This window comes from Neptuniibacter marinus, from assembly GCF_965223595.1.
Classification (GTDB): Bacteria; Pseudomonadota; Gammaproteobacteria; order Pseudomonadales; family Balneatricaceae; genus Neptuniibacter; species Neptuniibacter marinus.
Map to the genome: position 1 here is coordinate 1,633,754 of NZ_OZ245004.1, position 20,509 is coordinate 1,654,262.

At 44.5% G+C, this 20,509-nt stretch carries 17 protein-coding genes; 12 read left to right on the top strand and 5 right to left on the bottom strand.

The features are described 5' to 3' along the window. Positions 1-137 precede the first annotated feature (137 nt). Positions 138-698 carry a rhodanese-like domain-containing protein gene (locus ACOQOE_RS07550; protein ID WP_067866835.1) on the bottom strand — a complete coding sequence of 187 codons (561 nt, stop codon included), beginning with the start codon at positions 696-698 and terminating at the stop codon, positions 138-140. Between the two features lie 233 nt (positions 699-931). On the opposite strand from ACOQOE_RS07550, the gene ACOQOE_RS07555 reads away from it, so the two are divergent. The 7 genes from ACOQOE_RS07555 to ACOQOE_RS07585 all read left to right on the top strand — a co-directional run bounded on the left by ACOQOE_RS07555 (position 932) and on the right by ACOQOE_RS07585 (position 7,563). Continuing rightward, positions 932-2,143 (top strand): TsoY family (seleno)protein, encoded by a 1,212-nt coding sequence (locus ACOQOE_RS07555; RefSeq protein ID WP_303518641.1) that lies wholly within the window; start codon positions 932-934, stop codon positions 2,141-2,143. 112 nt (positions 2,144-2,255) lie between these two features. Continuing rightward, a complete protein-coding gene (locus tag ACOQOE_RS07560; RefSeq protein ID WP_067866839.1) occupies positions 2,256-3,146 on the top strand; it encodes an MBL fold metallo-hydrolase in 891 nt (296 codons plus the stop codon). Between the two features lie 13 nt (positions 3,147-3,159). Then, complete coding sequence (locus ACOQOE_RS07565; RefSeq protein ID WP_420555366.1) at positions 3,160-3,582, top strand: TIGR01244 family sulfur transferase; 423 nt, start codon at positions 3,160-3,162, stop codon at positions 3,580-3,582. Between the two features lie 79 nt (positions 3,583-3,661). After that, positions 3,662-5,380, top strand: a complete 1,719-nt coding sequence (locus ACOQOE_RS07570; protein ID WP_067866842.1) for a SulP family inorganic anion transporter — start codon at positions 3,662-3,664, stop codon at positions 5,378-5,380. 201 nt (positions 5,381-5,581) lie between these two features. Continuing rightward, positions 5,582-6,232 (top strand): peroxiredoxin, encoded by a 651-nt coding sequence (locus ACOQOE_RS07575; protein ID WP_067866844.1) that lies wholly within the window; start codon positions 5,582-5,584, stop codon positions 6,230-6,232. A 369-nt stretch (positions 6,233-6,601) separates the two neighbouring features. Continuing rightward, positions 6,602-7,129 (top strand): DUF6515 family protein, encoded by a 528-nt coding sequence (locus tag ACOQOE_RS07580; RefSeq protein WP_420555367.1) that lies wholly within the window; start codon positions 6,602-6,604, stop codon positions 7,127-7,129. A 191-nt stretch (positions 7,130-7,320) separates the two neighbouring features. After that, a complete protein-coding gene (locus tag ACOQOE_RS07585; RefSeq protein WP_067866848.1) occupies positions 7,321-7,563 on the top strand; it encodes a hypothetical protein in 243 nt (80 codons plus the stop codon). 202 nt (positions 7,564-7,765) lie between these two features. On the opposite strand, the gene ACOQOE_RS07590 is transcribed toward ACOQOE_RS07585, so the two are convergent. After that, positions 7,766-8,602 (bottom strand): alpha/beta hydrolase, encoded by an 837-nt coding sequence (locus tag ACOQOE_RS07590; protein WP_420555368.1) that lies wholly within the window; start codon positions 8,600-8,602, stop codon positions 7,766-7,768. 77 nt (positions 8,603-8,679) lie between these two features. Here ACOQOE_RS07590 and ACOQOE_RS07595 point away from each other — a divergent pair, with 77 nt between their 5' ends. From ACOQOE_RS07595 to ACOQOE_RS07610, 4 genes are all read left to right on the top strand, one after another. Beyond that, a complete protein-coding gene (locus ACOQOE_RS07595; RefSeq protein WP_082792411.1) occupies positions 8,680-9,174 on the top strand; it encodes a gluconate 2-dehydrogenase subunit 3 family protein in 495 nt (164 codons plus the stop codon). Beyond that, complete coding sequence (locus ACOQOE_RS07600; RefSeq protein ID WP_067866854.1) at positions 9,174-10,838, top strand: GMC family oxidoreductase; 1,665 nt, start codon at positions 9,174-9,176, stop codon at positions 10,836-10,838. The genes ACOQOE_RS07595 and ACOQOE_RS07600 overlap by 1 nt, the downstream gene beginning before the upstream one ends. 340 nt (positions 10,839-11,178) lie before the next feature. Then, positions 11,179-12,816 carry an autotransporter outer membrane beta-barrel domain-containing protein gene (locus ACOQOE_RS07605; RefSeq protein ID WP_067866857.1) on the top strand — a complete coding sequence of 546 codons (1,638 nt, stop codon included), beginning with the start codon at positions 11,179-11,181 and terminating at the stop codon, positions 12,814-12,816. Positions 12,817-12,908: 92 nt separating this feature from the next. Next, complete coding sequence (locus tag ACOQOE_RS07610; RefSeq protein WP_067866859.1) at positions 12,909-13,958, top strand: SEL1-like repeat protein; 1,050 nt, start codon at positions 12,909-12,911, stop codon at positions 13,956-13,958. 198 nt (positions 13,959-14,156) lie between these two features. Here the strand turns inward: ACOQOE_RS07610 and ACOQOE_RS07615 are convergent, their stop codons facing one another. Beyond that, positions 14,157-14,513, bottom strand: a complete 357-nt coding sequence (locus tag ACOQOE_RS07615) for a DUF3127 domain-containing protein (RefSeq protein ID WP_067866861.1) — start codon at positions 14,511-14,513, stop codon at positions 14,157-14,159. Between the two features lie 369 nt (positions 14,514-14,882). Here ACOQOE_RS07615 and ACOQOE_RS07620 point away from each other — a divergent pair, with 369 nt between their 5' ends. After that, positions 14,883-15,914: a YeiH family protein gene (locus ACOQOE_RS07620; RefSeq protein ID WP_420555369.1), complete on the top strand. Its 1,032-nt coding sequence runs from the start codon at positions 14,883-14,885 to the stop codon at positions 15,912-15,914. Between the two features lie 65 nt (positions 15,915-15,979). On the opposite strand, the gene ACOQOE_RS07625 is transcribed toward ACOQOE_RS07620, so the two are convergent. Next, entirely contained in the window at positions 15,980-19,339 is a 3,360-nt protein-coding gene (locus ACOQOE_RS07625) for a DUF2126 domain-containing protein (protein ID WP_420555370.1), read from the bottom strand. Between the two features lie 391 nt (positions 19,340-19,730). Then, complete coding sequence (locus ACOQOE_RS07630) at positions 19,731-20,324, bottom strand: helix-turn-helix domain-containing protein (protein WP_067866865.1); 594 nt, start codon at positions 20,322-20,324, stop codon at positions 19,731-19,733. Positions 20,325-20,509: the final 185 nt, after the last annotated feature.

Genomic DNA, 20,509 nt, shown 5'->3' on the forward strand with positions numbered 1-20,509 from the left:
TGATATAGGTTATGTATGCAAAGGTGGTTTAGGTTGCTTTTACCCTTAGTTTTGCTGATTAAAAGTGTAAGTTACTAAATTTAAAATAATTATGTGGCTATGGGCGCAGGTATTTCCTGCGCCTTTTTTATTCTAAATTAGCGATCTATGCGGTAGATTTTTTCTGGGTTTGGCTTGCTACCCCAAGGTAGGCCAGAGTTCTGCCAGCCGTTTTGGATACGGAAGCCGGTTTTTTCGCCTGCTTTAGCGCTGTCACCTTGGAAGCCGTTAATCATATAGGTTGCATTAGGGAAACCGTGTTTGCGTAGAAATTCTGCGCTTGGTAGGCCTCGTTCACTACCAGAGCGACACATAGTGATAACGGTCGCTTGTTTGTCTAAGCCGCGTTCAAGCAGGGCTTGTTCAACCTGAGTGGCGAAATCTGGATTTTGGTAAAGGCGAAAGCGGTTTTTCTTAGCATCCCATTGGCTACGATCTACCATTAGGTAGGGGATATTTAGATCCACCTCATCGGTAAAGCCAATAAACATGATTTCAATCGGGTCACGCACATCAATAAACAGCACCTCATCCGGTTTTTGTTGTAACAGTTCATAGGTGGCTTTGGGGCTGATACCGCTAATATCGCTTGCCTGAGCGCTACTCAGTGGCAGAGACATGATTGCACTGAGGAATAGCGGGGTTAGATATTTCTTCATCGGATGTCCTCTCTTTTAAAAACTAAATCGGTAGGGTTACCGCTATCTGCTGGTATTAAGGCAAATATCATGTAATAACCTATTTAATATTAGTATTTTCTAATATAAAATAGGTTATTACAATAGGGTTGTAACTTTTCAGTCTGCTTTTGCTGAGAATATGATTTAGTTCTAAGCTTGTTAGTCGAGTGCAATCCTTCACTTTATAATTATCAAAGATAAGGAGATTACTGATGTTAAGACGAGACCCTGAGCAGCCTTGGCATCCCAGCTATTGGTTGGCAGCACTGGGTGCTGGTGGACTTTCTATCTCATTTTTTATGTATCTAATGTGGTTGGTACCTCATCAGGGCTTCCCTATGCCGACTTGGCAGCATCTGTCGGCCTTACTGACCGGTATTACGCCGCTATCTACTGGAGTCCGCCCACTGGCTATTTTGGCGACCCTTTTTATGTTGTTGCTGGCTTTGTTGCACTTTACGCTGCTGATCTGGAATATTCGTGAATATAGTGCGGCACGCAGTACAGAAGCCTACCAGCGATTATTGGGTTCTCCCAGCGAAGTGCAGTTGATGGCCCAGCCGCTGACATTTGCGATGACTGTTAATGTTTGTTTTGCACTAGGTGCGCTCTGTGTGCCCGGTTTATGGTCTATTGTGGAATACCTTTTTCCTTTCGCTTTGTTGGCGTTTACTGCTATAGGCGTTTGGTCACTCAAACTCTATGGCCGTTATTTGAGCCGGATGCTTGTTAGCGGTGGGTATCGCCATGAAGAACACAATCATCTCTCTCCATTGATGGCTGTTTTCACCTTTTCCATGTTGTCTGTTGGTTTTGCCGCACCGGCGGCTATGTCGCACTTAGCATTTGTGGCGGCGTTGGCAGCAACCTTATCGATTCTGTTTTTGGTAATTGCCGTGGTCTCCGGTGTATTGATTTTAATATCGGGCCTGCAAGCGATGTTGCAGTATGGTTTACAAAAACAGGCTACGCCTAGTATTTGGATGCTGATCCCGATTATGACGTTGCTTGGGATTGAATGGGTGAGGATGCAACATGGCTTGAGTCATCACTTTGCAACCCCTGTTGAGCAGGGCAGGTTGTTTGTTGTTTTGACAGCCATTTTTATGTTGCAGCTGGGCATTATGCTGCTGGGGTATCGTGTGATGCAGCTTAATGGTTATTTGACTGATCATCTTATAGGTGATCAGCGTAATCCCGTTAGTTTTGGCCTGATCTGTCCCGGTGTAGCTCTGTTTGTGATGGGCATGTTCTGGTGGCACTTGGTATGGGTACAAGGGGGTATAGTCACTGCGTTTGGCGTGGTTTACTGGTTGGGGATTGCAGGGCTTGCGGTGGTTCAGTTTTTAACGCTAGGGGCATTACTACGTTTGAGTCATCGTTTGTTGCTACACAAACCTGTTGAGATTGCGTTAATGGAGTAAATACACTGTGGCTATTAAGGTCATAGTTAAATTTAAACGGCATGAAGAAGACAAGCGACGCAATTTTATTTAACATTAGGTGCGTCTAATATTTATAAGCAGGAGATATACCATGAGTGAAGTCCAAACTTCTCCGTGTGTGCCTCAGGTGAAAGCCTTTTTTGATGAGCCAACGAATACTTTTAGTTATGTAGTACGGGACCCTGACTCTAATGCTTGTGCCATTATTGATTCGGTGTTGGATTTTGATTATGCCAGTGGTTCTACCGATGTGCGCTCGGCGGATGAGATCATTGCTTATGTACGTGATAACGATCTGTCGGTTGAGTGGATTTTGGAAACTCATGTTCATGCTGATCATCTGTCGGCAGCACCTTATTTACATCAAGCCTTAGGTGGTAAGACAGGTATTGGTGCTTTCATTACAGTGGTGCAGGACACTTTTGGCAAAGCATTTAATGCCGGTAGTGAATTTGTCCATGATGGTAGTCAGTTTGATCATCTGTTTGAGGAAGGTGATCGTTTTAATATTGGCAACCTTGAAGGCTATGTGTTGCATACGCCAGGGCATACTCCAGCCTGTTTAACTTATGTGATCGGTAATGCTGCGTTTGTGGGTGATACGTTGTTTATGCCTGATTATGGAACGGCTCGTTGTGATTTTCCCGGTGGTGATGCACGTACCTTGTTTCGTTCGATCAAGAAGGTGCTCAGCTTACCCAATGAAACTCGAATCTTTCTTTGCCATGATTATAAGGCGCCGAATAGAGACGAGTATTGCCATGAAACTAGTGTTTTGGAACAGCGTCAGCACAACGTGCACGTCCATGAAGGTATTATGGAAGATGAGTTTGTACGTATGCGCACTGAGCGTGATGATACGTTGGAAATGCCTAGGCTAATTCTGCCATCGGTTCAGGTCAATATGCGAGCGGGTGAGATGCCGCCAGCAGAAGACAATGGCCAAGTGTACCTAAAAGTACCGATCAACCTATTTAAATAAGACCGAGGAATTTATGGATATTAAAGAACTTGAACCGGGCTTTTCTATCAGCCATGCGATCTATCCCAGTGATATTGAAGAGCTGAAAACCCTTGGCTTTGGCGCGATTATCTGTCATCGCCAGCCAGGTGAAGCGGACGACCATATCGACGACTCCCTGCTACGCCAAGCAGCAGAAGCGGCGGGAATTGAATGGGTCGAGATTCCTGTGACACCGGGTGAGTATACAACGGAAGCGATTGAGGCCTTTGGTGCCGCAATTGATAGGTTGCCGACGCCTATTTTGGGTTTTTGCCGCAGTGGTCGCCGCGCGGTATCTCTTTGGGTTCACAATCAAGTGCAGCAGGAAAGCTGTGATTTAGGGCAGTTGTTGAAGGCCGCCCATGCTGCGGGTCATGATTTACATGCAGAGAAGGATAGCTTTATTCAATGCTGACCTCTGAGACTAGGCCTTGAATAGGGAGTAAAGTGCGTTAGAGGTTAAGAGAATAGGGCGTTAAGGGAATAGGTGGGCAGTGAATATTAAAAAATATCTCCCGATTTTGACATGGTTGCCAAATTACCGCTTGGCGATTTTTAATCAGGATCTGATGGCGGCTGTGATTGTAACCGTGATGCTTGTCCCTCAGTCATTGGCTTATGCCATGCTGGCGGGATTGCCACCTGAAGTAGGGCTTTATGCCAGTATCGCCCCGTTATTGATTTATGCGGTGTTGGGCACAAGTAGTGCGTTATCGGTTGGCCCTGTTGCGGTAATTGCGCTGATGACGGTGACCACGGCCGGTAATATTGTTTCTCCCGACGGTGAGGCTTATCTAGCAACCGTTATCCTGCTTACATTTATCTCCGGTATTATGCTGACGCTGATGGGGCTATTTCGTCTGGGTTTTTTGGCCAACTTTCTAAGTCATCCGGTTATTTCTGGTTTTATCACGGCTTCTGCGGTGATTATCTCTCTTAGCCAGCTCAAACATATATTGGGCGTTTCGGTGAGTGGCCACAATCTGCCCGAACTGCTGATGGCTTTGATTCAAGCGTTGCCACAATTGAATTTGGCAACGCTGTTGATGGGTAGTGGAACTTTACTCTTTCTTTATGCAACTAGACGCTGGCTGGGTAAGCTTCTGGCTCGGTTGGGTTTCAGTCGATCAATCACTGGTAGTGTAGGCCGCTTGGCCCCCATTTTGGCGGTTGTGGTAACGACTTGGATAGCCGCTCAGTTTGGTTTAGTCGAGCTGGGGGTTGCCGTTGTCGGTGAAGTGCCTGCAGGCTTACCGCCTTTAGCGATGCCGTCTACGGATGTCGGCCTTTGGCAGCAACTGTGGGTTGGTGCTTTGCTGATTAGTATTGTTGGTTTTGTCGAGTCGGTGTCAGTAGGGCAGACGTTGGCGGCAAAGCGTCGTGAACGTATCGATCCAGATCAGGAGTTAATTGGCCTTGGTTGTGCCAATCTTGGCGCTGCGGTCAGCACGGGTATGCCGGTAACGGGTGGTTTTTCTCGCTCGGTGGTAAATTTTGATGCGGGTGCGCGAACCCCTGCGGCTGGGGCATTTACTGCCTTGGGCATTTTAGTGGTTATTCTTTGGTTTACGCCCTTATTGCAGACGTTACCGATTGCCACGTTGGCGGCGACAATTATTATTGCGGTACTGTCGCTCATTGATATTCATGCTATTAAGCATACTTGGCGCTATTCTAAAGCTGATTTCTCGGCGATGTTGCTAACGGTTGTGATCACCCTGTTACAAGGGGTCGAAGCGGGTATTCTCGCTGGGGTTGGTTTGTCTCTAGCGCTACATATTTATCGCACAAGTCGTCCACATACCGCAGTAGTTGGACGGGTGGCTGACAGCGAACATTTTCGTAATATAGAGCGACACTTAGTAGAAACTAGTCCTAATCTGTTGATTATTCGGGTGGATGAGAGTCTCTATTTTGCCAACGCCCGTTATTTGGAGGATCAGATACAGGCGCTGGTTAGCCAAAACCCAGAACTTCAGCATTTAGTGATCAGTTGTCAGGCGGTCAATCTGATCGATGCTTCAGCATTGGATAGTTTGGAATCGATCAATGCGCGCCTGAAGGATACCGGCATTAAATTGCACTTGGCCGAAGTTAAAGGGCCGGTTATGGATCGTTTGGAGCGGGTTGAGTTTCCGGAGCATCTGAGCGGTGAGATATTTATCAGTACGTTTGCTGCTTGGCAGCGGTTGAAGAGCGGTGATAAAGATTAAAAGCCTCGTTTGATGAGAGGTTGTAAGGATAGATGGCAATCATGCCATAAATTTCTGCTATGAAGCCTATTGTTAGTATAAATTTTATTTGGTTATAAGCTTATAGTATTATGTTATTAAGCAAGAGCAGCAATGCTCACTAAACTAAATTTCCAAAACGAAAGTAAGATAACGAAAGTAAGATAACTGGAGAAATGAAAGATGGCACTTCGAATCAATGACATTGTACCTAACCTCGATTTGAAAACCGATCTAGGCGACTTCAAACTGCATGATTTTATCGGTGATAGCTGGGCTATCCTGTTCAGTCACCCGAAAGACTTCACACCTGTTTGTACCACTGAATTCGGTGCAGTCGCGCAGCTGGCGGCTGAGTGGGAAAAGCGTGGTACTAAAGTGATTGGCCTGTCTGTTGACGGTGTTGATGAGCATGTTGAATGGAAGTCAGATATAGAGAAATATTCAGGCGCGCCAGCAAAATTCCCAATTATTGCTGACGAGGATATGGCGGTTGCCAAGGCACTGGATATGCTACCGGCCGATGCTTACTTGCCAGATGGCCGCACTGCCGCAGACTCCGCTAGTGTACGTGTAGTATTTATCTTCAGCCCAGATAAAAAACTGCAGCTGTCGATGACCTACCCAATGTCTGTTGGCCGTAACTTTGCCGAGGTTCTACGTGCGTTGGATGCATTACAAGCAACCGCTGGAGCACCGATCGCAACGCCTGCTAACTGGGAAGTAGGGCAGGATGTTATTGTTGGGTTGTCTTTAAATGATGACGAGGCGAAAGCAAAATTTGGTGATGTTGATATAAAACTACCTTACCTACGTACGACTAAACAGCCATAATGACTGATTAGTTAGCCGTGCTAGATTCCAACGCCCTGCCCGCAACTTTGGTTTGCTGGCGGGGCGTTTTTGTATCTGTGTGCCTTACTTAACGACCTAGCTGTTTTCTTTATTCTAATGATATAGGGCCTAACCATCATAAGGCTTAACCTGCCTATCGCCCAGCATGCCAACAGATCCTGTTGTTGTGGGCGGTTGATTCACTAACCCTATAATAGCGGTTTTATTCCTACTTTCTCTGTGTCTGCGAGGGTGTGGATTACCTCTTTACCTCTCTGTTTTGATTTTACCTAACTTTACCTTTCCATAATCCAAGTTTACCTGCCTCTGTTTCACTATAGCGTTGTCAATCGAATAGGAGATAGGCGCATGAAACAGGCATTTTTTGGCTTTGTTGTTGTAAGTATTTTGATCACGAATGCTGGGGCTGTTAATGCCGCGCCAGGTGCTCATCATCAGCGACCTCATGGTCCTGTTGATTTCCTGCCCGCTACAGCCGCTCATTTGGTGGTGGTGGAGGGGGTTAAGTACTGGTTATCCGATGGAGTCTATTACCGTAAGGCGGGTGAGCATTATGTGGTGGTTGATAAAGCCCCAGGTTTACGTCACCTACCCAAGGGGGCCGTGCTTGTTAAGCGAGGGGGTAAGGACTATTTCCGGCATGGCGATATTGTTTACCGTTGGGTGCCTGAGGTGCGTGAGTACCAAGTGGTTGAGTTAGCGGTTTCAGGGCCAGCAATCTATCAACGGGGGAGTGTTTTAGAGAGTCTTCCTGATGGGGCCTACGCTAAAAAGGTCAACGGTGTGCAGTATTTTACGCTGAATGGACAGTTTTTTATGCCGTCTAAGGTGAATGGTAAGGCGGTGTATGTCGTGGTTGATATTGATGCACACTAAGGTGGTAGGACGTGGTCAGGAGTTTAGGCCAGCAGCTAGCACAATCGAATGATTAAACGTATGTGGGTAGCCGTTTTACGCAGATACGTAGTTTGAGATCGAGTTTAAACCTGAGTGATTTATATGGGGCGGTTGCGTTGCATAGCACTCTTTAATGTTTGATTATCTAAAAAAGATAGAGAGGGTTTGTTATGAAAAAATCGGCACTTTTGTTAGCGACGGTTATTATGTCAGCAAGTATCTTACCTGCGCATGCAAAGGGCGATCGTCCGGCACCACCGTCCTTTGAGGAGCTTGATATTAATGGCGATGGTGAATTAAGCAAAGATGAACTGAAGGGGCCTCTTTTAGATGGTTTTGACAAGTTCGATACGGATGGTAATGACACATTAAGTAAGTCTGAACTGCCTGAGCCGCCACGACCTAAACGCTAGAGCGTTTAGCGACATTTAACATCTAGCCAATGCCCCACTATTCCTCAACATGAAGGGCCATCTTCAGTTAAACATGGGGCGTTGGTTAGTGTACTTTACAACCCTCTCAGAGGGATGGTAAGACTCTAAGACCGTCGCAGAAAGGGCGACTTTACTTCCAGTTATCTCTAACACAAGCACACCATCGCTCTAATAACGAGTGTTAATGTGTGGTCGTTTTTACCGCTTCTAGTCGTTCTACCCACTGCTTTTCCCAGCAGCAGCTATGTGTAGCGCCATCGATGACATAGATAGAAACCTTATGTTTTAAATGGCGAAACTTGTCGTGAAATTTTTGTAATAAAATTGGCGGCGTATTTTTATCCTTGGCACCGACAAAGTGATGTTGCTCGATCTGTGAAAGCTGATTGATGTAATGGGTTGGATTCAGAGAGTCCGCTAGCGGTGAGACATGATGGTAATGGGACCACTCTGTATGGTCGAGGTTTGCTGAAAGGGTGATGACTTTATTGATATCATTCCTTCTGAGTGCGATCAGTGTCGCCACCGTTCCACCTCCTGAAAAACCGATGAGGTTGATGTGTTTAGCCTCAGCGTTTTGAACCGCTTTATCTATGGCTTGACTCATTGCTTGAATAACCTCTTCAGCGTACCTTGCTGAGGTCCAGTAGCGGTTATTGCAATGAGCTTGTGTTGGGATATATTGACAGGGTCTCGCTAGGTAAAGGCTATCATTTTCATGTGCGGCAAGTGCTAGCTTCAGCGCAACTGGATTTTTAGGTGTCGGATCTGATGAGGGTTTTGTTCGGGATGACCAAGCGAAACCATCACCTTCTATATAGATGGTTAACAGGTCAGATTTTACTTTGTCGGCGGGTTGATAGCTCCGAAGCGTGAATTGTGATGTTGTTATATCTACTGCCACCCAGTGTTTAGTGGCGGCTAACGTTTCTGCTGTTGGATAGGTATTGTAGGAGCAGGCTGTTAACGTCAGTGTTAGGATAAGGGTTAACTTTATTAAGGCTGAAGTGTATTGCATTGGCTAACGCGTCCTTTTTAGGGTGGCTTCCCTACATGGATGTTCCCCTTCTTAAATTAATTTTACAAGAGTGAGCTATGTATAGGCGAAGGTTCTTAGGGCTTTTGTGTGAAGCGGCAGTGATCGCACCTTTAGTGTTTCAAATTAGAACGGCTTCAGCCTCATTAGATAAAGTGGGGGTGAATAGCGAAACATTGTCTGCTTTTCTTGATGTTCTTATACCTAAAGATGAGACACCCTCTGCGAGCGAACTGAATACCCATACAAAAATTATTGCGCATGGGTATCGAATTGAGAACTACATTGTTTTATTGCAGCAAGGATTGGCGTGGTTGGACCGGCAGTCTGTGACCTATTTTATGAAGCCTTATGCGGCGCTTAGTACAAGGGAGCAGGAACGTGTGACCTACCTAGCGTCAACACCAGATGCGCCGAGTATTGTTCAACTATTTTTTAGTCGAATTAAAAATGATGCACTATTTATTTACTACACTCAACCGGAAAGCTGGAAGGGCATGATCGAGTCGCCTCCTCAGCCCTATGGTTATCCTGATTTTCAAGAGATCGGCTAATGGGCTTTTTACACGAAGATTATGATGTCGTCATTGTAGGGGCCGGTGCTGGCGGTGGTGCGATGGCTTGGGCGTTGGCACAGGAAAATATAAAGGTTTTAGTTTTAGATGCTGGGCCTGCTTATGCGCCTGAGGTGGATTTTAAATTAACAACTCAGCACTGGGAGGATAGCTTTCCCGCTAAATATAAAAGCCCTGCTGTTCAGTTTGCCTCCCATCAACCATTAAAAAAACAGTATAAAGGGCTGAGATCGTGGAATCACCTTCGTGGACTGTTAAATACCAGTAATGAACGTATATCCTTTGGTTATCATCGTGTTCAAGGGATAGGGGGGAGTTCGCTGCATTATAGTGCTGAAGCCCATCGAATGAATCCACATGCCATGAAAATGCATAGCCGGTTTGGTGTGGCAGCTGATTGGCCTTTGACCTATGAGGAGCTGGAACCCTTTTATGCGCAGGCTGAAGAGGTGATGGGGGTTGCCGGGAATTCTGCTCACCCACCTCGATCGCGTTGGCGCAGTACGCCATTTCCGCAAAAAGCCCACCCGCTGTGTGCACATAGCCAGATTTTGAGTCGAGGTTTTAATCAATTAGGTCTTAATCTAGAACATAATTCATTAGCGATTTTGTCGACACCAACGGATGGGCGTCCTTCATGTAATTATTGTGGTTGTTGTTTGAAAGGTTGTTCACGGATGGACAAAGGCACTGTTGACCTTACCTATATTAAACACGCTGTAGCGACCGGGTTTTGTACGGTTGTGCCCAATGTATCGGTCAAAAGAATTGAAACGGGAGATAAGGATAAAGTCACGGGTGTTCAGTTGGTACACGAAGGGAAAGAGATGCACCTCCGGTGTGATTTATTAGTGGTTGCTGGCGGTGCAATTGAGACACCACGTTTGTTACTTGCGTCAAAGAGTGCTCAATCGCCCGATGGGTTATGTAATGAGTCTGGGCAAGTCGGAAAAAACTTTATGGAGACGCTTCTTTGGACGAGTAGCTGTTTTTATCCACAAGCGCTGGGTAGCTATAAAGGGACCGCGGTTGACGCTATCTGTTGGGATTTTAATGACCCTGATGCTATCCCCGGTGTGATTGGTGGATGTCGATTTAGCACATCGGTTGCTGAGTCTGACTTGCTTGGCCCGCGCGCGTATGCAACACGCGTAGTAGACGGTTGGGGGCTTGATCATAAAAAGAAAATGAGAGCCTTATTTGGCTCTGTTTTGTCGGTGTCGGGTATTTGTGAAAGCCTCCCCCATGAAAAATCTTTTGTAAGCTTATCCATAGATAAAGATGAGTCGGGAATGCCGTTACCAGTTATTAGTAGTTACCTAGACGAGGAAGCCATTAATCGCATCGCGTTTATGTCAGACAAATGTAGAGAGGTCCTTAGTGCAGCGGGTGGAGGTGAGATTTTTGAGGAGTTTAGTTCCTACGACATATTCAGTTCGACTCACGTTTTTGGGACATGTCGAATGGGTAATGATAGAGGACGCTCGGTGGTTAACCGTTTTTGCCAGAGTCACCGCTGGGCTAATCTTTATCTTGTTGATGCAAGTGTGTTCCCTAGCTCCGGTGGGGGAGAATCGCCGAGCCTTACTATTCAAGCATTAGCCATACGAGCGGCGAAGCATATTATAAATAGATCAGGTTAGGTTAGGTAATCGTTTTTAAGGGAAGGAAAGGGGGAGTGGCGAAGGAGTAAGCGCTCCGTTATTGGTCAATAATAAGGTTTTTTCTGTTTAGTGAGCTTTGATTTTTAAAACAAAAAAATAGTATTAAGTCTGTATGTTTTTTTATGAAGGTTGTTATAAGCTTCCAGTACCTATGGTGTGTTCAGGTGTTATTAATCTTGAATTATTGTCTATTAATTGACCTTTTTTTAAACATTGTATCTTTATTTTCTGTTTATTCTCCCGTTTGAATCTAAATCCTTGCTGTTGAATCAGCAGTGGCTATACTGATGAGTATCTTTAAGTTTTTAAAAGGAACGATATGTCTCTCATTAGACGTTTTTTGACACTGGTTGTGTTGTTGGTAAGTATGCAGGCTAATGCCGGCCATCTGTTTACACAGAATGTTATTAATACGCCTATTAATCTTACCACTGGTACCGGAATAACTATTACACAGAAAACCTATGAAGGTGGCGGTGTTGATGGAACGGTCACGGTTAATTTTGGTGGGGATTGGGATGCAGGTGATGTGATGACCATCACGATCGGTACTTATACTCAAACCTTCTCATATGACGACCCGCTAGCAGGAACGACTCAAGATGTGTCGAACCTCTATGTTAATGACCCAACCTTAGATGCACTTGATCTTGGTGGAACATTTCCAGCAGATCAGGAATGGTCTTTTGCCGCTGTGCAGGGTGATTTTACCTTAGAAGGTTACCGTATTTACCTCGTAGGCCAGACCTTTAATGGAACCGGTGCTGGTTTGATTGACCAATCACAGGTTGTAGTCGTTGGACCAACGGAGGTCTTTGAGCCGGTATCAACCGATAATACAACGGGTACGGGTGAGATGCTAGACCAGCTAAATGGTAATGTGACCGGTGAAATGGCTACAATCATTGCTGATATGGCAGCTTTGTCTGATAATGATAGGCAAGCAGCAGTAAAAAAAGTGTCACCTGAAACAGGTGCGGCCTTAAGTCAGGCTGCTACCCAAACAATAACGGGTGCGCTTGATACGGTGCAGGTTAGGTTAAATTCCCTTCGTTCTCAAAGTTTTTCAACGACCGCACTAAATTATGATGCCGAAACCGGTCTGTCAGCAGGTGATGAGCACTACCGTCAATCGATGTGGTTAAAAGCGTTTGGCGCGTCGGCCCATCAAGGTGGTAACGATGGTTATGCTGGTTACGGAAGTGATATCCATGGTATTGCTGCGGGTGGTGATACCTTATTGGAAAATGATTGGGTTTTAGGGGGGGCATTTACCTATGCCAATACAGATGTGGAACTTGGCGATTACCGCGACGGTGATGGCTCAGATATAGAAACGTGGCAATTTACGGCTTATGCCTCACGTGATTTTGGTAAGTGGTACCTAGAGTCAATGTTAGCGTATGCCTATCAGGATTATGAAACACAACGGGATACCGGCGTGTCAGGCATCGCGAGTGGTGACTTTTCCGGTGATATGTACGCCTTGCGTGTGACGGCTGGTATGCCCCTTGAGTACACGTCTGGTATCACTATTACCCCTTATGCGGGTCTTGAATACTCTTACATGACCCTAGATGGTTATACCGAAACAGGGGCGGGTGTGATGTCCTTAAATGTTGAAGAGCAGGATGTAGATCGAGGCTGGGTATTATTAGGTGCTAGAATTAGCAAAGACCTAGTGTTAGATAGTGGGGCTGAAGTAACGCCTTCTGTCCAGTTTGGTTTACGTCACGCATTGAATAACAGTGGTATTAATACTGTGACATCCTTTATTGGCGGTGGTGGTAACTTTATCTCAGAGGGTCAAGATATTCATCGCAATGTTTATAGTATAGGCCTTGGACTCGATATTCAGCGCTCTGATAACTTTACGCTTTCGTTGTTACTTGATACTGCGTTTGCAGATGAGTATGAGAGTTATCAAGGTCAAGTTGTTGGTAATTGGCGGTTCTGATACCGCACACTTAAACCGTATTAAGCCCGGTTAAGTGCCGGGCTTTTTAATGGGAAATATTTTATTACTTGAATGTAGAATAGGTAATCGAGATGCGATGGGTAACACTTTTATTAACGCTGATCGTCAGTATCAACAGCGCTTTAGCGTCGCCGCTTGAAAATGGGCTCAAGAAAGCTTCTGAGGGTGACTTTAAAACGGCTGTTGAGTTATTAGAGCCGCTCGCTGAAACAGGTAATAGTGATGCTCAGTATAATTTAGGAGCGATTTATTATTCTGGAAAGCTGGGTGTTGCTAATCCCGCTAAAGCGATTAAATTGTTTAATACTGCCGCAGAGTCAGGTCATGTAGAGGCTGCTCATAATTTAGGTTATATCTTTTACATGGGGGCAGGTGCTAAACGAGACCTTACTTTGGCGTTTAAGTGGTTTTCGCAAGCTGCCAGTGCCGGACATATAGAATCCCAAGTGAGTTTAGCCACCCTGTATGTGAATGGGCAGGGCGTAACGAAAGATATTAGTAAAGCGGCCAATTGGTTCGAGCGAGCAGCTGAAAAAGATAATATGCAGGCGGCTTATAACTTGGGCATTATTTTTTCATCGGGTGAAGGTGTAGAAAAGGATTATCAAAAAGCGAAAAAGTGGCTCCTGCGTGTCGCTGAAAAGGGGCATGTTAATGCGCAGTTCTATTTAGGGAATTTATACCTGAATGGACGGGGTGAAAAAGCGAACCCCGTTGTGGCAAAGCAGTGGTATAAAAAAGCAGCGAACGCTGGACATGCTGAAGCACAATACGCGTTAGCTATGCTGGACTTTATTGGTATTGATGGACAGCCGGACTATGAGGCGGCGTTAGCTATGTTCCACAAATCGGCAAACGGTTGGGATAGGAATGCACAGTATTATTTAGGCCATCAGTATTATTATGGACTAGGGGTGAAAAAAGATGCGATGGAAGCGTATAAATGGTTTGATTTGTCAGCAGCCAATGGACATGTAGGTGCACATTATATGCGTTCGATTGTGGCACATCACTTAACAGAAAAGCAGGTTGGTACTGCGCATAAGAATGCATTGCAGTGGTTTGATGCTAACCATGATAACCCGCACAAACATTATGATTTGAAGCCTCACAGCCATTAAGTTAATTCCGTTGCATGTGATTACCTGTTTGTAACCACTAAAAAGCTTATAGAAACCAGCGTAACTGCTGGTTTTTTGTTTATACCCCATTCCATTTATAGGGAGCTCCCCCTATAACCAAGCAGACGCGGAGCATATAGGTATTAATGGAGAGCTCGATTTATTTAGGATGTTGATCGCTTGTATTTTTGGCTGGGTTTAAAACGGAATATCATCATCGAATGATGCTGCTTCTGGCGCATAGTTGTCCAGTGGAGGCTGTTCTTGATTCATATGGCTATTAATAGAGGAGCCTGTTTCAACTTTCCAGGCTTGGAGGTTGTTGAAGTAACGGCCGTTATATTCCCGGCCACGAATATCAAAAGTAACTGTGACATCCTGACCCACTTGGAGGTTGTCGAGTAAGCTCACCTTGTCTTGAACAAATTCAAGATTAATCTCCTGCGGGTACTTACCATCTTCAACGATGACGACCATTTCGCGCTTAGTAAAACCGCTGTTAAATGTTTGAGGGTCTTGAATTAATTTAACTTTACCTGATAGCTCGTAAGCCATTATTTCCTACCTTTAAGAAGACTATCGCAGGGATTAATTAAACCAGAAAAGAGGAGCGATTACCTCAGATTCAATCTATTTTTCATTGAATTATATAGTCACTGTTAGACATATAGCGTTGGAATCTCTATTTAGTTTCTCTTGGGCGTTGTATCTATTTAGTAATAATAAATTGTATTAATGATAGATTTTTTTGTTATAAATCTTCTCCATCATCTTCACTTAAACCAAACACTTGTTTAAGCTTAAACAGGTCTATGTGAACGATTCTTAATTACTTATCTGTAGTGGTAACTTACGGCTTCTGCGAAATACTTCGTGGGAGGGAGATCGTTATCCCATGACCTTGTATATATGTTGGAGAATGCGATGTCCCACATCGGAAAAAAAGCGCCTTTTTTTAATGGAGGTCGAATGGCCGGGTTTAGTCAAATGATTCCCGGTTTTGTGCTTTGTATAGTTGTAGGAATGGCTGCTACTTTTGTATCTGAACACTATGGTGGCCCAACTATTCTTTACGCACTGTTGATTGGTATGTCCTTGAACTACTTATCATTGGAAGGGCGCTGTGTATCGGGCATTCAGTTTTCAGCTAAGTCAGTATTAAGATTCGGGATTGCTCTGTTAGGTGCAAGGATTACCTTTGAGGAACTATTAGGGCTAGGTTTAACACCCATTGCCATTGTTTTAGTGGGCGTTCCTTCAACGATTCTTTTTGCTGTTGTGTGTGGGCGCTGGCTCAAATTAGGTAAGTCTCAAAGTATTTTATCGGGTGCTTCTGTAGGTATTTGTGGTGCATCCGCAGCATTGGCTGTATCTGCTGTGTTACCGGATGATGAAGAATCAGAGCGTAATCTGATTTTCACTGTTATTTGTGTAACTGCTTTAAGTACGATCACAATGATCGCTTATCCATTACTGGTAACTAAGCTTGGGTTTACAACCGATGAAAGTGGGATTTTCCTCGGTGCAACTATCCATGATGTTGCGCAAGTGGTGGGGGCTGGTTATATGATGTCTGACGATGTTGGTGATGTAGCGACCTTTACTAAGTTACTGCGTGTTGCTCTGCTTGTTCCTGTGGTTATTGTTATTTCATTGATGTTTGCTCGAAGCGGGGTTGCTAAAAAAGAGGGCGCTTCATCCCTTCCATTACCTGGATTTTTGATCGCGTTTATGATTATTGTGGTGATCAATAGTGCAGGCTATATACCTTCTTTGGTTTTAGAGGGTATGACTGAGTTATCACGTTGGTGTTTAATTATCGCGATGGTGGGCCTAGGCATGAAAGCATCCTTTAAAGAGCTTTCATTAATGGGTTGGAAACCGATTGTGTTGATGGTTTCTGAAACTATATTTCTAGCTATTCTTGTGGCTATTTGGCTTTTTACGGTGCGTTAAATTTGTAGATGTATTAATTAACCACACCTCAACTGAGGTGTGGTTAATGTATATCTGTGCTGATATTAAGTTGGAGAATAACGCCCAGAATCAACACACCTTAAATCAAGAGTGTATGGATATTCTTTAGTGAATATTTCATCCCCTATAGGTGCTGGTTTTGGTTTGGAGTGATCAGGACCAAACTCTCGTACGACTTGAGCACCTGTGGTTCCTGTTATGCTACCCGGTGTATGACCAAATTCATCGTAGCGATTTACACGACGAGATTCAGCTTCGTGGCTGTTAACAGGGTAGGTGTCATAACTTCTCCCCCCTTGGTGACTAACATGATAGACGCAACCACCAATGCTGTGGCCATTCCATGTATCAATTAAGTCAAAGGTAAGAGGAGCATGTACACCTATCGTTGGATGCAGTGCTGAAGGTGGTTGCCAAGCTCTATATCTAACACCAGCAACGTATTCACCATTACGGCCAGTATTGTGCAGTGGCACTCGGTGACCGTTACAGGTTAGGGCATAACGACTTTCATCTAAGCCCGTTAGTTTAACTTGTAAGCGTTCAACTGATGAGTCTACATAACGGGATGTGCCAAAACTGCTGATCTCTTCACCGAGTACATGCCAAGGCTCGATCGCCCAGCGCAGTTCCAAGGCAACGTTATCAATCTGCACACGACCATAATGTGGATAACGGAACTCTTCAAAGGGTGCTAACCAATCTAGTTGGAAAGGTAGGCCGTGGGCTTGTAGATCGTTAACTACATCTTTGAGGTCGGACCATGCAAAGTGCGGCAGCATAAATTTATCATGCAGTCCTGTACCCCAGCGGGCTAATGGTTTGTGGTAAGGCTCATCCCAGAAACGGGCGATTAGGCTGCGAATGAGGAGGGCTTGTACTAAGGCCATTCGTGAGTGAGGTGGCATTTCGAAACCACGGAACTCAAGGATACCTTGACGACCGCTCGCGGTGCCAGGCGCGTAAAGTTTATCGATACAGAACTCTGCACGATGGGTGTTACCCGTCATATCAACAAGGAGGTTACGTAGGATTCTATCCACTAACCAAGGTTGATCAATAATCCCTTCAGGCATCTGACTAAAGGCGATTTCTAGCTCATAAAGCATCTCATCACGTGCTTCATCAACACGGGGTGCTTGGCTGGTCGGGCCAATAAACATGCCTGAGAATACGTAAGATAGGCCTGGATGATGCTGCCAATAGGTGATAATACTACGTAATAAATCAGGTCTACGGAGTAGGGGACTATCGGCAGGGGTATTACCGCCAATGGTAATGTGATTACCGCCGCCGGTGCCAGTATGACGACCATCAAGCATGAATTTTTCTGTACCTAAGCGACATTCATGGGCGGCTTGGTAAAGGCGACTGGTATTGTCAACTAACTCTTCCCAGCTATAAGCGGGGTGAATATTAACCTCAATAACACCAGGGTCTGGCGTAACCAATAGCTTTTTCAAACGGTGATCTTTCGGTGGCTCGTAGCCTTCAAGCACAACGGGTATACCTAGTTCCTTCGCTGTTTTTTCGATGCTCGAGATAAGTAAAATATAGTGTTCTAGGTATGAAACAGGTGGCATAAAAAGATAAAGCTTACCGTCACGAGGCTCGATACTTAAAGCCGTTCTAATCACTTCTGTTTGTGAGGTTTGGCTTAATGCGGTTGGGCGTTCAGGCGCAATTTGCTCAACAATTTCTGCATGACCATCTCTTGTTGGAAGTGGTCGTACAAGTTCAAATGGATCAGATTCGGGTTGTACCTGCTGCTCTTCTTCGGTTCGATCAGGTAGGGAATCAAGCGGCAACCTGAAGCCTAAAGGAGAATCGCCTGGTATCAAAATAATCTGGTCGCGACGCATGGGCCAAAGGCTTGAGCGCCAACCAGAATTAAAATAATCCCAAGCTAGGGGCAAAATAAAGCCTGTTGCTGTACTTAACCCCCGTTGCATCAGCTGGGCGATACGTTTACGTTCTAAATCGCCGTCAAAATCGCCTTTGATAGGATCTATATTGTCCGGTAAGTTCTGTTCTTTCCAAAGATAGTAAATAGCGTCTTCATAAGCGGGCTGCATAAACTTATCTTCTAGCTTCAAATTACTAGAAAGGTGCTTAAAAAATTGCTTGGCGGTATCTATATTATGACCGTAATCTTTATCTACCCGTGCGAGTAGGGAAGGGTCATGCCATAAGGGTTCGCCATCTTCTCGCCAGAAACAACCCAGTGCCCAGCGAGGGATCTCTTCGCCGGGATACCATTTTCCTTGTCCATAATGTAACAAGCCACCGGGCGCGTATTCCTCGCGTAAACGTAATAAAAGGTTTTTGGCTAAGCTAAGTTTGTCATCACCTAATGCTTCGGTATTCCACTGCGGCGATTCCATATCGTCAACTGAGACAAAGGTAGGTTCGCCACCCATGGTTAAGCGGACATCTTGTTCATTTAGCTGTTCGTCCACAGTGTGGCCGAGCTGCATAATATCTTGCCACTGCCCATCGCTGTAAGGTTTTGTGACGCGCGGGTCTTCAACAATACGGGTGACTGAGTTTTCAAATTCGAACTCTACTTCACATTTGCTAGTAGCGCCGGTAACGGGGGCGGCTGAAACAGGGTCCGGTGTGCAGGCAAGTGGAATATGGCCTTCACCTGCGAATAAGCCAGAAGTTGGATCTAGGCCTATCCAACCTGCGCCGGGTATATAAACTTCACACCATGCATGAAGATCGGTGAAATCTTCTTCAGCACCAGCAGGGCCGTCAAGTGGCTTAACATCAGGTTTGAGTTGGACAAGGTAACCGGATGTAAATCGTGCGGCTAATCCTATTTTACGTAACACTTGTACCATTAGCCATGCGGTATCACGGCAAGAACCTTTCTTTTTCGTTAAGGTTTCTTCGCAGGTTTGAACGCCGGGCTCCATGCGGATACCGTAATCAATCTCTTTTTCTAGACTTTGATTAAGTGCAACAAGGAAGTCATTGGTGGGAGTAGGTTCTAGACTTATTTTTTTAACCCATTTATCTAATAATGGGCTTTCTTCTGTACATTCTCGGTAAGGCTTCAGCTCTTTTTTAAGTTGCTTGTCATACTTAAAAGGGAATTTTTCTGCATATTCTTCAACAAAGAAATCAAACGGATTGATCACTGTCATGTCGGCGATGACTTCAACTTCAATGCTAAACTCATCGGCTTTTTCTGGGAAGACTAAACGTGCTTGGTAGTTCCCAAAAGGGTCTTGTTGCCAGTTTAAAAAGTGGCCTTCAGGTTCAACTTTAAGCGAATAACCATGAATATGGGTACGGGAATGCGGGGCTGGCCGCAGACGTAGAACATGGGGGAATAGGTTTACTCTACGATCAAATTTATATTTGGTTTTATGATTTAAAGCTACCCGAATTGCCATTCCTTAATGCTCCTAAACTGAACGTACATTACTAAGTCATTATATTGGCAGGCAAATATGAAAGTAACGTTGCCATATCATCTGACTTTATGGTTTTTACTAATGAAGCCTTTTTATAACAGGGGCTTTTTTTAATGAGGTCTTTAGTACGAGTCAAAAAAAGACTATGTCTCAATGTTGTATCGTTAGTGAATTTATAAAGCAAAAACTAAGCCAGTTGCATTTATAAGGCTTATAAACATCAGTATAGAATATAAAAGCCTGAGCGGTTATATATTACTTGCTTATGAGGGGGTAAGAGTCAGTCAAGCTTTTCTTAATGGGCTAAAAATGGTTAAACACTGATAAATATCGATGTTTAACCTATGCTTATAATGGAATTTAAGGCTGTTTATTCATCTGCATAGTTGATAATTGAAAGCAGTTGAATTGGGACCTCTACGAGTTTCTCTGGTCCGTGTGGTATCTCTGCGTCAAAGGTTAAGCTATCTCCAGCTTCCATCTCATATAGATGGTTACCGTGACGGTAGACTAATTTCCCGCTCACTAGATAGATAAACTCTTCACCAGGATGGGAAAATGTTGGGAACACCTCTGAAAGGTCATCCATGGTTATCATAAAAGGTTCAAATGAGGTTTTTCCGCCCCTTTTATAGGTTAACAGTTGGTAAGTGTGTCCCTTTTCTGTTCCACGTCTGACGACCTCTAAACCGGATCCAGCCTTAGTAAATTGTGCACCACCTTCGGGTCTATCGAAATCATTAAACAGTTTCGAGATGGAAAGTCCTATAGCTGAACATAACTTATTTAAGGTTTCTAGGCTGGTTGATACTTGTGCATTTTCAATCTTACTGACCATTCCCTGACTAATGCCAGATATTCTAGCGACATCAACTAGTTTGAGACCCTCATCTAAACGCGCCTTCTTTACTTTCATGCCTATATATTGATCTAGATCGAATTGATGGCCCTTAGTATTTGTCATAAATATTGCTCCATTCTAGTGCTGTACGCTACATAAGTGGGCGTTTTTGTTAGGGGTGTTTTTTTTAATTTTAGGCACTTTATATTCCCATAAGTAAATATTTTTTACTAGATCCTTATAATTCAACAACTTATCCCAAAAGGAAATAAATATTCCTAAAGGGAAATTCATTGGCACGCATCGTG